The sequence below is a fragment of the Streptomyces triticisoli genome (assembly GCF_003270085.1).
In the GTDB taxonomy this organism is placed as follows: Bacteria; Actinomycetota; Actinomycetes; order Streptomycetales; family Streptomycetaceae; genus Streptomyces; species Streptomyces triticisoli.
This window is the reverse complement of record NZ_QFDQ01000056.1, coordinates 1-15,315: the sequence shown is the minus strand read 5'-3', so window position 1 is coordinate 15,315 and position 15,315 is coordinate 1. Positions and strand designations below refer to the sequence as shown.

The window sequence follows — 15,315 nt, the reverse complement described above, 5'->3', positions numbered from 1 at the left end:
GACCAGGTGAAGAAGGCCGGCGGCGGGATTTCCCGCCGCCGGCCTTCGCCGTGTGCGCGCCCCGCGCGCGGGGCTGGGCTCAGCCGCCGTGGGCGCTGTGGTCGGTGCCGATCTCCACGTCGCCGCCGAGGGTGCCGCGCAGCGCGGTGACCACGCTGTTGTCGCCGACGGCGACCCACTTGCGGCCGACGAGGTAGAAACCGCCGTAGTCCTTGGCGTCGTTCATCCACTCGCGCTGGCCGCGGTCGGTGGAGAAGGTGGCGAGGACGAACTTGCCGGTGGCGTTGGTGCAGATCGCCTGACGGATCGTGTCGGCGTCGGTCTGCATGTCCGGCTCGCACTTCACTTCGGCGGCCAGGCTCTCCAGGCTGCCGGTCGCCGTCGGCGGCACCTTCGCCGTCCCGCCGCCCCCGGAGCCGCACCCCGCCAGCGCCAGCACCGCCGCGGCCCCGGCCACCGCGAGCATCGGTCGGGTCACCCTCATCTGTTCCTCCGGTCGCTTCCGGCCCTCAGTTCCCACCGGCACGCCCGACAGGCATGCCGCACAGACCCCCGAGCGGGGGCCCACCCACCGATACGGCCGAAAGGCCCCCAGCGCTCAATCCGGTGGCCCACGACGGCACACACGTGCGAAAGTGATCCGGTGAACCAGGACTGGGAAGACCGTGTGGCCGCCGCCTGGGCCCGCTTCGACGACTACTCCGAGGACGAGGCCCCCGCGTTCCGGGCGGTGATCGACGCCCTTGCCGCCGAGTTGCCGGAGGGCAGCCCGCTCGGCCCGTTCGAGCGGGCCTGCGCCTGGGACTCCACCGGCCGTTCGGACCTGGCCGTGCCGCTGTACCGGGAGGCGCTGGCCCGTGGGCTGAGCGGCTACCGGGGCCGCCGGGCGCGGATCCAGCTGGCCAGCTCGCTGCGGAACATCGGGGAGCCGGAGGAGGGCGTCAAGCTACTCACGCCCGAACTGGACGCGCCGTCGGACGAGCTGGACGACGCGGTCCGGGCGACTCTGGCCCTGTGCCTGTCCAGTCTCGGCCGCGACCGCGAGGGCCTGTCCCTCGTTCTCGGCGCCCTCGCGCCCCATCTGCCCCGCTACCAGCGGTCGATGGCGAACTACGCCCGGCTGCTGGTCGAGCCGGAGGACTGAGTCCGCCGAGCCGGAGGACCCAGACCGTCGAGCCGGAGGACCGAGCCCGCGGGGCGGCGGTGACCAACGGGCGGTTCGCTCGTTTGGCTGGGCGTGCAGTCACAGGATGTCGCCCCGCCTCACTCGTCCTCCTCCGCGCCGGTCGTCGACGTCGAGCGGGCCGAGGCCGCGCTCGTCGAGCACTACCCCCGGCTGGTCCGGCTCGCGTACCTGGTGCTGCCGCCGGGGCTCGGGCGGGGGCGGCGGGTGCTGAGCGCGCACGCGCTCGTGCAGCGGGCGCTGCCGCGCGGGCGGTCGGCGTCCGGGGTCCCGGTCCGGCCGGGCGGCCGCGAGGCCGACCCGGGGTACGCCTTCGTACGGCTCCAGGTGCTGCGTACGGCGCTGGAGGCGGGCCGGCCGCTGAGGCGTACGGTGTGGCCAAAGCGCGCCCAACTGCCGCCGCTGCTGCCCATGGTGTGGGGGCTGCGGCTGTTCCCGCGCTCGGGCGGCGCCGACGAGCTCGCCCTGGACCAGCGGCTGGCGTCCCTGTCCGGACCGGCCCGCGCCGCCTATGTGCTGCGCGGCCTGGAACGGCTCCCGGACCCTGTCGTGCACGAGCTGCTGACGGCCGCGGGGGTGACCGACCCCGGCGCCGCGCTGCGCCAGGCCGACCGCGTGCCCGGCCACTACGCGCTGCTGGAGTCCTCCGAGTTCGACCCCTGTTCGCTGCAGGCCCGCCCCACCGACCTGATGCGGCGCAGGCAGCACAGCAGGGCCGCGCTCGCCGGCGTCGCGGCCCTCGCCGTGTGCGGCGCCCTCGTCGCCCTGCCCGGGGGCGGCTGGGGCCCCGACGGTGCCGCCGCCCCGGTGTACGCGAAGAACCCCTCCGCCGAGGCCGCGCTCGACCCGGCCAAGCTGACGAAGGCCGCGCCCACCGCCTGGCAGACCTCCGCCCGCCTGGGCTTCTCCGTGTGGCCGGCGCGCGGCGACCGCACCGGCGACACGGCCCTGCTGCGCCGCGCGCTCGCCGTCTGGGCCCGCCCCGGCGAGTCCGTCCGGGTCTCGGCCACCCCCGGCACCCCCTCCGGCGGCCCCGCCGGACCACCGCAACTGCTCTACGCCGGCAGCATCGACAACGCGCACGTGGTGATCTTCTACGACGGCCTGCGCATCGCCCGCTACGCCGAGCCGAAGGGCTCCACGGCCGAGGTCGCCCTGGACTTCGCCCGCGTCGACGGCGCCACCGGCACGGAGGCGGCCGCGGTGGTGCTCAGCCGCTCCGACGGCAACGTCCGCTATCTGACGGCGCCCTGGGTGACCGGGGCGGCCGAACGGGACCTGCTCAGGCCCGACTCCGAGGCCACCGGCCTCAGTCTGAAGGACGGTGTCACCCGGCCGCTGGCCGGCCCGGCCCAGAGGACCGGCCCCTGCACCTCGTGGAACGCGCTGCAGCTGACCGCGGACTTCGGTACGCACCTGCTGAGCGACCTGGGCGAACTGGTCCCCGCCCGCCTCACCACCGGCAGCCCCACCGCCCCGCAGGAGACGTCGGCCGAGCCGGGGCGCCGCGCCTGGGCGCCGTTCGCCTGCTCGCTGGGCGCGGCGCGCGCACAGGGCGTACGGTCGGTCAACGCCTGGCAGTACGCCGAGCAGCCGCTGCCCGACGACGGCGGCACCGCCGAGTGGGTGTGCACCCGCGCCGAGACCTGGCGCGGCACCGGCCCCCGGGTGCTGGCCCAGTTCCGCACCCCCGGCGGGAAGTACGGCGCGGCCGTGGCCAGGGCCGAGGACGTGTCCGCGTGCGGCGCCCGCGATCCGCACGTGCTGGCCGGGGTGCTGTGGAAGTCGGAGGCCGGCACCTGGTACCTGCTCGCGGCCGGCACCGAGGACACCGCGTCGATCAGCGCGACGGGCGGGGTCCGCGCGACCTCCGAGGGCCACCTGCTCGCCGTACGGACCCGGCAGGGCGCCCAGGCGGACCTCGCCGGGACGCTGGACGACGGCACGTCCATCGGCGTACTGCGCCAAAAGTGAACACCTGTATCAGTCCGGTCCATTCAGGGCCGGATTCGATCGGTAAGGTGTTCGTATGACTACCGGGGTTCGTCGCAGATTGGGAGTCGAGGAGCGACGGCAGCAGTTGATCGGCGTCGCCCTCGAACTGTTCAGCCGCCGCTCGCCCGACGAGGTCTCCATCGACGAGATAGCGTCCGCGGCGGGCATCTCCCGCCCGCTGGTCTACCACTACTTCCCCGGCAAACTCAGCCTGTACGAAGCCGCGTTGAAGCGTGCCTCGGAGGATCTGGCGGGCCGGTTCGTGGAGCCGCACGAGGGTCCGCTGGGGGCCCGGCTGCTGCGGGTGATGCGCCGCTTCTTCGACTTCGTGGACGAGCACGGCCCCGGATTCTCGGCCCTGATGCGCGGCGGCCCCGCCGTGGGCTCCTCGAGGACGAACGCGCTCATCGACTCCGTACGGCAGGCCGCCTACGGCCAGATCCTGTCGCATCTGCAGGTCGAGGACCCGCCCGCGCGCCTGGAACTGGTCATCCGCTCGTGGATCTCGCTCACCGAGTCCACGGCGCTGATCTGGCTGGACGGCCGGCGCATCCCGCGCGCCGAGCTGGAGGTGCAGCTCGTGCACGACTTCGGCGCCCTCGCGGCCGTCAGCGCCGCCTACGACGAGGAGCTGGGCGCCCTGCTGCGCCACGTCTTCAAGGACGAGCCGGGCGACGGCCCCTTCGGGGACCTGATCGCCCGGCTCGTGAACCTCGCTTCCTGAACGGCTTCTCAGGCGTCGGACTTCCGGTAGGACGCGTCCAGGTCGCGTACCTCGGCCGAGGCGTGCAGGGACACGCCCTCCACCGGTTTCACGTGCTGCCGCAGCGCCTGGAGGGCCGCCTCCGACAGGCGGGCCTTGGTCTCGTCGGTGCGGCCGGCCAGCAGGCCGATGGTGACGTGCACGATCGCGTGGCCCCCGGCGTCCGGCCCGACGACTGTGTCCTCGGTCCGGCGGAACTGCGTCTTGCACGCCGGGGGTTTCGCGGCCGCGATCTCGACCGTCCGCGCGTGCAGCTCCCGCGCGAAGGCGGGCCGGTCGAAGGCGTCCGCCAGCTGCTCGGAGTAGTCGACGGTGATCTGCGGCATGAGCACTCCTGTTCTAAGGCGATCCAGCCACCTCAGGTTAGTTTCCGAAGACCGCGACCGTACGGGCCGGAACGGTGAACGTGCCCGTCGCCGTCGTGTAGGAGGAGGTCTTCACCACCGGGTCCGCGCCCGCCGCCTGCACCGGGTGCAGCCGGTAGTGCGCCCCGGCGAGCGCCGCGACGCGCTGCTGCTGCCGCTCGGGCGTCGCGTTGAACACCACGACCAGGTCACCGAGTCTCATGGTGATCACGCCGGGCGTCTCGTCCTTGCCGGACAGCGGGAAGGACAACTGGGCCTGCACCTGCGCGGCCGTGGCGAGGGAGAACGCCTTCTCCGTCGTACGGATCCTCAGCAGGTCCCGGTACGCCGCCGAGGTCCCCCGGATCTGCGGGCAGCCCACCTCGACCGAGGTCAGCAGCGGCCTGGCGTACGGCCACTTGTCCTGGTTGTCGGCCGCCATGGGCAGCCCGCGGCCGAAGCCGTTGCCGTCGGCGCAGTTCCAGTGGATGGCGTTGAACCAGTCGCCGCTGTCGTAGGAGTTGCGGTCCAGGGACTTGGAGCGCAGCAGGTCGGTGCCGGCCTGGGAGAGCGCCGGGCCCTGCGAGAGCGCGGCCGTCGCCATGGCCAGGACCTGCATCCGGGCCCGGTCGGCCGCCGGGGTGTCCTTCGGCAGCTTGTAGGCCAGCGCGTCGAACAGCGACTCGTTGTCGTGCGCGTCGGAGTAGGCGAGGGCGTCGCCGGGGGCGTCCGCGTAGCCGGCGGGCGAGCCGTTGTAGTCGACGTCCGCGCCGGTGACCTGCCTGCCGCCGGTGTCCGTGAAGCGGTACGTGGCGAGGTTGCCGCTCAGGCCGACCTTGATCAGGTCCTGGTAGTGCAGCAGGCGGGCCCTCTGCTCGGCCTCGGTGCCGTTCGCGGCCGAGGAGTTGGGCTCGGTGAGGAGGCCCGAGGCGAAGCCCTGGATGCCGGGGTCGTCGTCGAAGGGCCCGCCGCCGCGCACCGCGTCCCGCGCCCGGTCGGAGAAGGTCGCGATGCCGGTACCGGCCATGTTCTTCTGCGTGGCCTGCACGAACCGGGCGTCGTCGGCGATCTCGCCGAAGTTCCAGCCCTCCCCGTACAGGATGATGTTCTTGCCGTCCACGCCGTCCCTCTTCAGGGTGAGCGCGTCGAGGGCCTTCCTGACCTCGAGCATGTTGGCCTTGGGGTGGTGGCCCATGAGGTCGAAGCGGAAGCCGTCGACCTTGTACTCCTTGGCCCAGGTGACGATCGAGTCGACGACCAGCTTGCCCATCATGGCGTTCTCGGGCGCGGTGTTGGCGCAGCAGGTGCTGTTGGCCACCGAGCCGTCCGCGAGGAGCCGCTGGTAGTAGCCGGGCACGATCCTGTCCAGGACGGAGGTGTCCGCCTGGCCGCTGGCCGCCGTGTGGTTGTAGACCACGTCCATGACGACCCTGAGGCCGTCCCGGTTCAGCGCCTGCACCATCTGCCGGAACTGCACGGTGCGGGCCGTGCCGTCCGGGTCGGTGGCGTAGGAGCCCTCGGGGACCGTGTAGTGGTACGGGTCGTAGCCCCAGTTGTAGGCGTCCTTCGCGGCGGTCCTGGCCACGCACGCCTGCTGCCGCTCGGAGTCGGCCGGGTAGGAGGCCAGGTCGCAGTCCGGGGTGGCCTGGTCGGCCTTCTTCTCCGGGATGGTGGCGATGTCGAAGGCCGGCAGCAGGTGGACGTGGGAGGTGCCGGCCTCGGCCAGCTCCCGCAGGTGCTTCGACCCGTCGCTGTTCTTGTCGGTGAAGGCGAGGTAGGTGCCCTTGTTCTTCGCCGGGACCGTCCGGTCCGCGACGGAGAAGTCGCGGATGTGCAACTCCTGGATCTGGGCGTCCCTGAGCGGTACGGCCCTGGGCTTGGCCAGACCGGACCAGCCGCTCGGGGCGAGCGCCTTGTCGCCCAGGTCGACGACGAGGCTGCGCTCGGAGTCCGCGGTGAGGGCGACCGAGTACGGGTCGGTGACCTTGTTGGTGACGACCTCGCGCACGGCGGGGGCCCACACCTTCACGACGTACCGGTAGGGCTTGTTCTTCCAGGATGCCGGGCCGGTGACCGACCAGACGCCGGTGGTGTCGTCGCGGCGCATGGCGACCGTCTTTCCGTCCAGCTCCAGGGCCACGCTCTGCGCGGTCGGCGCCCACACGCCCAAGGTGGGCCGCCCGTCGTGGAAGACCGGGCCGAGCTGCGCCTTCGTCGCCGCGTTGCCGTGGACGTCGTCGAGTACGCCGGCGAGCTGGACGCCCGTCGCCGCGAGCACGGCGCCGTTCGCGGCGCGCTGGGAGGCGACGACCTGGCCGCGCAGGGCCTCGCGGACCCGGGTGCGGTCGCGCGGGTCGACGGAGTAGGCGGTGTGGTCCTTCAGGTGCGGGAACTTCGCCTTCTGCGCGTCGGTCAGCGTGGTCCTGTCCAGCCGCAGCCAGCGCTCGTCGCCACCGGTCAGGGTCCCGTCCCTGACGGTGAGGGAGCCGTCGTGGGAGTAGACCAGCTGGGTGGAGGCGGCGCCGTCCGCGCCGTTCCAGGCGACCGTGTTCCGGTCGATCCAGATCGCCCTGGAGGTGGACAGGTCCAGGGTGGCCGCCCCGCCCGCGGGCTGCGGCAGCAGGTGCTTGTCCTGGCCGCTCAACAGCCACACCTCGTAGCCGTCGGCCTTGAGGTCCAGGGACTGGTCGGCGGCGAGGTCCTTCTCGTCGCCCTTGTGGACGATGTAGCTGAGACTGGTGGCACCGTCGGTGAGCGGTACCTCGAAGACCGCGCCATAGGAGTCAATCTTGACCGGCTGGAGGGGTTTCGACCAGTCGGTGGGGTTCGCGGCGCCCGTCCAGACGTGCAGGCCCCAGCCGTCGTAGTTCCCGTCGGCGCGGTGGTAATGGAGGACCGCCTTGGACCTGTCCTGCTCCGGGTAGTCGGCGGGCCGCGTGGTCCGTACGTCCTCCTTGCCCTGCTCGACCCAGACCTCACCGGTCCTGCCGAGGTCGATGGACCGGTCGGCGGAGACGTCCTTGTTGCCGTCCTTGTCGATCACCAGGAAGCCGACGTCGGAGGCGCCCGGCTTCAGCTTGACGTAGGCGAAGGCGCCGTAGGCGTCACGGCCGATGAAGGGGTGGCTGTCCGGCCAGGTGGTCGCCTCGCCGTCGGCGAGGTCGCCCCACGCGTACAGGCCCCAGTTCGCGTAGTCGCCGTCGGTGCGCTTGTAGTGCACGATCGCGTGGTCGCGGGAGGAGACGGTGGGGACCTCGGGGGCCGGCGGGGTGCCGGTGGTGGAGGCCGCGGTGGCGCTCGCCGTACGGCCGGCCGAGTCGACGACGACCGCCTTGTAGCGCAGGGCGGTGCCGGGCTTCACGTCCTTGCCGATGGTCTGGGTGACCTGGTAGGGGGCGTGGTCGGCGGAGCCGAGCACCTTCCAGGGGCCGTTGCCGACCTGGGCGGCGAAGACCACCCGGTTGAGCTGTCCGCCGGTGACGTCGGCGCTGAGGTCGACGGTGCCGGTGGCTCCGGCGGCGGGGGCCGTCAGGGTGAGGGACGGCTTGGTGGCGGGCTTGTCGAGGGTGCCGGCCGCCTTGAGGACGACGGCGGACGCGGCCGGGACGGTCACGGTGACCTCGCGGTCGGCACCGGAGGTCACGGTCGCCTCGGTGCCGTGGATGCCGCGGTACGTCATCCTCGCCGAGCCGGTGGCGAAGGTGGCGGTCTTCGCGTCGTCGGCGTTGTTGAAGGCGACGACGTACTCGGCGCCGGTCCTCGCGTCCGTACGGGTGAAGGCGTAGACACCTGGCCCGTCGGCCGCGTACCGCTCGGTCTGGACTCCGTCCGTGAGGGCCGGGTTGTCCTTGCGGAGCTCGGCCAGGCCCGCGATCTGCCGGTACAGGGGCGCGGTGGTGTCGTAGGCGTCGCGGGCGTGGGTGCGGTCGGTGCCGATCTGCTCGTCGTCGAGGTAGTCGGCGACCTGGGAGGCGAACATGGTCTGGCGGGCGTCCTTGTCGCCGCCGGAGCCGGTGAAGCCCTGCTCGTCGCCGTAGTAGACGACGGGGTTGCCGCGGCTGAGGAACATCAGCTCGTTGGCGAGCCTGCCCTTGGCCAGCAGTTGCTCGTCGGTGGCCTTGGGGTTGTCCTGCTTGAGGAAGTGCCCGATGCGGCCCATGTCGTGGTTGCCGAGGAAGGTGACCTGCTCGTAGGCGTTGGCCTTGTCGGTCGTGTACTTGTAGTCGTCGCCGAAGACGCTCGCCATCTTCTTCGCGCTGCCGCCCTGGGAGGCGTAGGCGCGGGCCGCGTCCTGGAAGGGGAAGTCGAGCGTGGCGTCCAGGCGGCCCTGGGTGACGTAGGGGGCGTTCACGGAGGTGTCGGCGGAGTAGACCTCGCCGAACATGAAGAAGTCCTCACGGCCCTGCCGGGCGGCGTACTCGTCCAGCGCCGTGGCCCACTGGGTCCAGAACTCCATGTTGACGTGCTTGACGGTGTCGACGCGGAAGCCGTCGATGCCGAAGTCCTTCACCCAGCGCTGGTAGATCTTCTCCATGCCGCTGACGACCTCGGGGCGCTCGGTCCACAGGTCGTCGAGGCCGGCGAAGTCGCCGTAGGTGGAGTTCTCGCCGGCGTAGGTGGAGTCGCCCCGGTTGTGGTACATCGCCGGGTCGTTGAGCCACGACGGGACCTTGAGGTTCTTCTTGGCCGCGGGGACCGCCGGGGTGTACGGGAAGGAGTCCTTGCCGACTGCGGGGAACTTCTTCGTGCCGTCCGCGTGGTCGGCGTCGTCGAAGGGGCGGCCGTCCTTGGTCAGGTACGGGAAGGCGCCCTTGGACAGGTACGCGCGGGAGTCGCCCTCGTAGTCGATGACGTCGGCGGTGTGGTTGGTGATGACGTCGAAGAAGACCTTCATGCCCTTGGCGTGTGCCTTGGAGATGAGGGTCTTGAGGTCCTTGTTGGTGCCGAAGTGCGGGTCGACCTGGGTGAAGTCGGTGATCCAGTAGCCGTGGTAGCCGGCCGAGGCGTCCTTTCCGGTGCCCTGCACGGGCTGGTTCTTGAAGATCGGCGCGAGCCAGATGGCGGTGGTGCCCAGGCCCTTGATGTAGTCGAGCCGGTCGGTCAGGCCCTTGAGGTCGCCGCCCTGGTAGAAGCCCTTGTCGGTGGGGTCGTGGCCGGTGGCGAGCCTCGAACCGGTCAGTCCGCCCCTGTCGTTGGAGGTGTCCCCGTTGGCGAAACGGTCCGGCAGGACGAAGTAGAACTGCTCACGCGTCAGTTCGTGCCGGGCCGGCTCGGCGGCGAGCCTGGCGTCCGAGGGCGGCGCGGGCGGTGGGGCCGCCCGCGCCGTGAGCGGTGGGACGAGCGCTGCGGCGAGCGCGGCCACGGTGACGGCGGCGACGCGTCTGCCTGACGGGGTGCGGCGCCGCGAGGGCGCCGGCCATCTCGGTATCACTGGGTGAACTCCTTGGCGGTACGGCTCACTTGACTGCGACCCCTCGCCCGGGCAGCGGCTCTGCCGCCGGGCGTGGGCGCGACCGTATCGCCTGCGCAAGGTTTACAGCAAGACCTTTGAAACCCCTAGCAAGAGTTTTCACACCTACCGGCGCCCCGGACGGCAGGGCTCAGCAGCCGGACCTGCCCGCATGGAGCGCCAACGCCGTGTTGGAGCCCAGGGTGGCGGTGAACTGTCCGGCGCTGTTCACCGTCACCGGCGTGTTGTTCTGGACGTTGCAGTACGTGCCCGCCGGGAGGGACGTCTGGTAGGTGCGGGTCAGGCTGCCCGGCTCGTGGTTGATGGCCACGAAGCCCTTGTTGCCGCGGCCGAAGGCGATGGCGTTGTTGCCGTTGTCCCACCAGTTGGTCACCGCCTGGCCGCGGGTGGCGTTGCGGAAGGCGACCATGGACTTGATCTCCGGCCAGGCGTGCTGGCACTTCCAGCCGTCCTGCCAGCAGGCGTTGACCCGGCCGCCGTTGGGCGGGCCGGCGTCGATGTTGGACCACTCGTAGGCGGAGTTGATGTCGGGGGCGCCGTAGGGCCAGGCCAGCATGAAGACGTGGGCCAGGGTGTAGTTGGCGCCGTTCTTGTAGTTGAGGGTGGAGCCGTTGCGCTCGGTGTCGTGGTTGTCGACGAAGACGCCGGCCACCGAGCTGTTCAGGTAGCCCCAGCCCTCGCCGTAGTTCTTCAGGTAGGCGAGCTTCTCGTTGTTGAAGACCCGCTTGAGGTCGTAGGCGTAGCGGAACTCCTGGACGTCGCCGTTGCCCGTGTACTCACCGGGCTGGACCGCCTCGCCCGCGCCGTGGATGACCTCCTGCTTCCAGTAGGCGTTCCGGTTCGTCAGGCGCGACTTGATGTTGGCGAGGTCGCCCGCGTCCATGTGCTTGGCCGCGTCGATGCGGAAGCCGTCGACGCCGAGGGAGAGCAGGTCGTTCATGTAGCCGGCGATGGTCCTGCGGACGTACTCCTCGCCGGTGTCGAGGTCGGCGAGGCCCACCAGTTCGCAGCGCTGGACGTTCCAGCGGTCCCGGTAGTTGGTGATCTCGGACATGCAGTCGTCGAAGTCGTACACCGAGTACAGGCCCGGGTAGTCGTACTTGGTGTACGACGAGCCGCCGGTGCCGGTGCCGCTGCCCGCCGACATGTGGTTGATCACCGTGTCCACGACGACCTTCACACCCGCCGCGTGGCAGGTGTTGACCATGTTCTGGAACGCGGCGCGGTCACCGAGCCGGCCGGCGATCTTGTAGCTCACCGGCTGGTACGACGTCCACCACTGCGAGCCCTGTATGTGCTCGGCGGGCGGGGAGACCTGGACGTAGCCGTAGCCGGCGGGGCCGAGGGTGTTGGTGCACTCCTTGGCGACGGAGGCGAAGTTCCACTCGAAGAGGACCGCGGTGACGTCCTTGGTGCCGGGCGGGGAGGCCACGGCGGGGGACGCCAGAGCGACCGAGGCTGCCGCGGCGAGGGCCGCGGCACATGAAAGGGATCTGCGGATGGTCATGTGGGGGTTCCTTCTTCGTTGAAGGCTCTTGCTGAAAAGTTCAGCAAGTTGTTGACCGCAGAATAAAGGCCCGCTGCCCCAACGGACAGCGGGCCGTGTGGAGTTGATGTGAAAGTGTGGCCTCGACCCCCCGTGCCTCAGGCCCCGTGACTCAGCTCCCGTGCCTCAGGCCCCGTGCCTCAGTCGGTGGTCCACCACACCGTCGTGTCGCCCGGGACCTTGACCTCGCCGTCCGCCTCCGTCACCTCGCCGCTCGTGAGCAGCACACGGCCGTACGCCGGGGTGGTGACCGACTCGCCGGTCGTGTTCGCCACGCAGACGAAGTCGCCGCGCCGGAAGGCGAGGACGCCCTCGGGGGCACGCAGCCACTCCACCTCGTCGCCCGCGCCCAGGTCGGGGTGGGCACGGCGGGCGGCGAGGGCGGCGCGGTACAGCTCCAGGGTGGAGCCGGGCACGCCCTGCTGGGCCTCGACGCTCAGCCCGCCCCAGTTCGCCGGCTGCGGGAGCCAGCTGCCGCCGTCGCCGAAGCCGTAGGAGGAGCCCTCGCGGGTCCACGGGATCGGCACCCGGCAGCCGTCGCGGAAGCCGTCCTGGCCCTCGCCGCGGAAGTACGCCGGGTCCTGGCGCACCTCGTCCGGCAGGTCCACGACGTCCGGCAGGCCGAGCTCCTCGCCCTGGTAGACATACGCCGAACCGGGCAGCGCCAGCATCAGCAGCGTGGCGGCGCGGGCCCGGCGCAGGCCCAGCTCGCGGTCGCCGGGGGTGCGGATCTGGGTGCCGAGGCCGGGCGGGTTGCCGAAGCGGGTGGCGTGCCGGGTGACGTCGTGGTTGGACAGCACCCAGGTGGCGGGGGCGCCGACCGGGCGCATGGCGTCAAGGGTGCGGTCGATGACCGTACGGAGCTCGTCGGCGTCCCAGTCGGTGGTGAGGTACTGGAAGTTGAACGCCTGGTGCAGCTCGTCGGGGCGCACGTAGTTCGCGGTGCGCTCCACGGTCGGCGTCCACGCCTCCGCGACAAAGATGCGCTCGCCGGAGTACTCGTCGAGGATGTGCCGCCACTGCCGGTAGATCGCGTGCACGCCGTCCTGGTCGAAGAACGGCATGACGTCGTTGCCCAGCAGCTTCAGCTGGTCGTGGGTGCCGAGGTCGGGCAGTCCGTCGGCCTTGACCAGGCCGTGGGCCACGTCGATGCGGAAGCCGTCGACGCCCATGTCGAGCCAGAACCGCAGGATGGAGCGGAACTCGTCGCCGACGGCCGGGTGGTCCCAGTTGAAGTCGGGCTGCTCGGGGGCGAACAGGTGCAGGTACCACTCACCGGGGGTGCCGTCCGGTTCGGTGACCCGGGTCCAGGCGGGGCCGCCGAAGATGGACTCCCAGTCGTTGGGCGGCAGTGAGCCGTCCTTCCCCTTGCCGGGGCGGAAGTGGTAGCGGTCCCTCAGCGGGGAGCCGGGGCCCTCGGCGACGGCCCGCTTGAACCACTCGTGCTGGTCGGAGGAGTGGTTGGGCACGATGTCGACGATGATCCGCAGGCCCAGCTCGTGAGCGTCGCGGATCAGCGCGTCGGCGTCCAGGAGGTTGCCGAACATGGGGTCGACGGCCCGGTAGTCGGCGACGTCGTAGCCGGCGTCGGCCTGCGGGGAGGCGTAGAAGGGGCTGAGCCACACGGCGTCCACGCCCAGGTCGCGCAGGTACGGCAGGCGGGAGCGGATTCCCTCCAGGTCACCCATGCCGTCGCCGTCGCTGTCGGCGAAGCTGCGCGGGTACACCTGGTAGATCACCGCGTCCCGCCACCAGTCACGGCGCGGGGCGACGGTGGCGACAGCCGCTTCGGAGAGAGGGGATTCGGCCGGGAAGTGCTGCTGGCTCATGGCGTCCTTGGTACGTGCGGAGTAGGGGGGTCGTGGGTGCGGGTGGCGGCGGCGTCCGGGTGACGAGGCGGCCGCGGTGTCGTCGGGGTCGGAGAGGCACCGCGGCCGCCACCCGCGCGGGCAGGCGCGCGGGAGCCGGTTGCCGGCCGGTGGGGATCAGCCCTTGGTGCCTCCCGCGGTGAGGCCGGTGACCAGGTTTTTCTGGACAAGGTAGAAGAAAGCGGCCACCGGGACGGCGATCAACACCGCGGTCGCGGCCATATAGTTCCACTGGGCGTCGTGCTCGCTGACGAAGCTCTGCAGACCGACGGCGAAGGTGTAGTTCTCGTCGTCCAGCATGAACGTGGAGGCGAAGGCGACCTCGCCGAAGGCCGTGATGAAGCTGTAGAACCCGGCGACCGCGAGGCCCGGCCTGGCCAGCGGCAGGATGAGCCGCAGGAAGGTGCCGAACGGGCTGAGGCCGTCGACGCGCCCGGCCTCGTCGATCTCGATGGGGATGGTGTCGAAGTAGCCCTTCATCAGCCAGGCGCAGTACGGCACGGCCGTCGTGCAGTTGATCAGGATGAGCGCGCCGTAGGTGTCGATCAGGCCGAGCTCGGAGAAGATCTCGTACATCGGGACGATGAGGATGGCGATCGGGAACGCCTGGGTGAGCAGCAGCACCCACATCAGCGACCGGTACCCGGGGAAGCGCATGCGGGAGACCGCGTAGCCGGTGGTGGCGGCGAAGGCGACGCCGACCAGGGTGGTGCCCAGGGCGACGATCAGCGTGGACTGGAGCCACTTGAAGAAGTTCGTGTGCTGGAGCACGAACGCGTAGTTCGAGAACGTCATCTTCTCCGCGATGGCGCCCGGGTGCAGGTAGTCGTTCTTGTCCGGGCCGAGGGAGAGGTAGATCAGCCAGATGACCGGGGCCGCGGCGATCAGGCTCGCCAGCACGAGCAGGCCGTGGGTGACGGTGCGGGCCAGCGGTCCGCTCTCCCCGCGCCGCCGCACGCGCCGCCGGGGAGCGCCGGCCGCGGTCGCGGAAGCGGCCGGTGACGCGGCGGTGTCGAGGGTCGTGGTGCTCATCGTGGGGGCTCCTGCGTCAGACGAGCTGGTCATTGCGCTTCAGCCAGCGGAAGTACAAGGAGGTGAAGACGGTCAGGATCGACAGCAGCAGTACGCCGTAGGCGGCGGACTCGGCGTATTCGCGCGGCTGCTGGCCGAAGCCGAGCCGGTAGGCCCAGGTGACGAGGATCTGGGCGTCCGGGGCGGAGTTCTTGCCGAACAGCAGGAAGATGATGACGAACTGGTTGAACGTCCAGATGACCCCGAGCAGGACCACGGTGGAGCTGACCGCGCGCAGGCCCGGCAGGGTGACGTGCTGGAAGCGCTGCCAGGCGCTCGCCCCGTCCATCTCGGCGGCCTCGTACAGGGAGGCGTCGATGGACTGCAGGCCGCCGAGGAGCGAGACCATCATGAACGGCACGCCGCACCAGGTGTTGACCATGACGGCGGCGAACCGCTGCCAGAAGACGTCCTCCAGCCACTGCGGCTGGGGCAGGTGCAGGGTGCCGAGCATCTGGTTGAGCACGCCGGAGTCGGCGAGCATGATCCGCCAGGAGAAGACGGTGACGAAGGTGGGCACGGCCCACGGCAGGATGAGCATCAGGCGGTAGAAGGTGCGGCCGCGCACCTTCCGGTTCAGCAGCAGGGCGAGGCCGAGGCCGATGGTGTAGTGCAGGAAGACGCACAGGGCGGTCCACACGACCGTCCACAGGAAGTGGGACCAGAACCGGTCGTAGGCGGTCGGCCCGAACAGGATGTCCTTGTAGTTGTCGAGCCCGATGAACTTGTAGGTGGCCTCGATGTGGTTGACGCCGATCGTGCGGGCCGAGTTCAGGCTGTCGGCGTCGGTCAGCGTCAGGTAGAAGCCCCGCACCAGCGGGTATCCCACCAGGACGCCGAGCACGACGACGACCGGGGCGATCATCGCGTAGGCGTACCAGTACTTCTGGTAGCCGTTCTTGAGGCGCTGCAGCGGGCCGGGGCCGCGGCCGCGCCCGCCGCCGGGCTTGGCGGCCGCGCTCTCGAGGGCGACTGTCATGGTTCGACACCTTCTGGAAGTTCAGGGGCAGGGCGGCACACAGGCCGGTGGCCGCCGGGTCCTCCGCGGAGGACCCGGCGGCCACGGCGGCTCACT

The 15,315-nt window shown here is 71.0% G+C and carries 10 protein-coding genes; 3 read left to right on the top strand and 7 right to left on the bottom strand.

Annotated elements, in window-relative coordinates:
* Positions 1-79: 79 nt before the first annotated feature.
* Positions 80-484, bottom strand: coding sequence for a hypothetical protein (locus DEP02_RS10340; RefSeq protein WP_112467047.1), 405 nt, complete (start codon positions 482-484; stop codon positions 80-82).
* Positions 485-643: 159 nt separating this feature from the next.
* On the opposite strand from DEP02_RS10340, the gene DEP02_RS10335 reads away from it, so the two are divergent.
* The 3 genes from DEP02_RS10335 to DEP02_RS10325 all read left to right on the top strand — a co-directional run bounded on the left by DEP02_RS10335 (position 644) and on the right by DEP02_RS10325 (position 3,902).
* The gene (locus tag DEP02_RS10335) at positions 644-1,144 is read left to right on the top strand and encodes a tetratricopeptide repeat protein (protein ID WP_112467046.1); all 501 of its coding nucleotides are present in this window, start codon (positions 644-646) and stop codon (positions 1,142-1,144) included.
* 93 nt (positions 1,145-1,237) lie between these two features.
* Positions 1,238-3,157, top strand: a complete 1,920-nt coding sequence (locus tag DEP02_RS10330; protein ID WP_112467045.1) for a hypothetical protein — start codon at positions 1,238-1,240, stop codon at positions 3,155-3,157.
* 55 nt (positions 3,158-3,212) lie between these two features.
* Positions 3,213-3,902 carry a TetR/AcrR family transcriptional regulator gene (locus DEP02_RS10325; RefSeq protein WP_112467044.1) on the top strand — a complete coding sequence of 230 codons (690 nt, stop codon included), beginning with the start codon at positions 3,213-3,215 and terminating at the stop codon, positions 3,900-3,902.
* Positions 3,903-3,910: 8 nt separating this feature from the next.
* On the opposite strand, the gene DEP02_RS10320 is transcribed toward DEP02_RS10325, so the two are convergent.
* The 6 genes from DEP02_RS10320 to DEP02_RS10295 all read right to left on the bottom strand — a co-directional run bounded on the left by DEP02_RS10320 (position 3,911) and on the right by DEP02_RS10295 (position 15,219).
* On the bottom strand, positions 3,911-4,267 hold the full coding sequence (locus tag DEP02_RS10320) for a 5-carboxymethyl-2-hydroxymuconate Delta-isomerase (RefSeq protein WP_112467043.1): 357 nt from the start codon (positions 4,265-4,267) through the stop codon (positions 3,911-3,913).
* A gap of 37 nt (positions 4,268-4,304) precedes the next feature.
* Positions 4,305-9,716 (bottom strand): pullulanase-type alpha-1,6-glucosidase, encoded by a 5,412-nt coding sequence (pulA, locus tag DEP02_RS10315; RefSeq protein WP_112467042.1) that lies wholly within the window; start codon positions 9,714-9,716, stop codon positions 4,305-4,307.
* 169 nt (positions 9,717-9,885) lie between these two features.
* Positions 9,886-11,262: an alpha-amylase gene (locus tag DEP02_RS10310; RefSeq protein WP_198668374.1), complete on the bottom strand. Its 1,377-nt coding sequence runs from the start codon at positions 11,260-11,262 to the stop codon at positions 9,886-9,888.
* A gap of 179 nt (positions 11,263-11,441) precedes the next feature.
* On the bottom strand, positions 11,442-13,130 hold the full coding sequence (locus DEP02_RS10305) for a glycoside hydrolase family 13 protein (protein ID WP_112467041.1): 1,689 nt from the start codon (positions 13,128-13,130) through the stop codon (positions 11,442-11,444).
* Positions 13,131-13,286: 156 nt separating this feature from the next.
* The gene (locus DEP02_RS10300; protein WP_112467040.1) at positions 13,287-14,201 is read right to left on the bottom strand and encodes a sugar ABC transporter permease; all 915 of its coding nucleotides are present in this window, start codon (positions 14,199-14,201) and stop codon (positions 13,287-13,289) included.
* Positions 14,202-14,217: 16 nt separating this feature from the next.
* Positions 14,218-15,219, bottom strand: a complete 1,002-nt coding sequence (locus DEP02_RS10295; protein ID WP_112467039.1) for a carbohydrate ABC transporter permease — start codon at positions 15,217-15,219, stop codon at positions 14,218-14,220.
* Positions 15,220-15,315 lie beyond the last annotated feature (96 nt).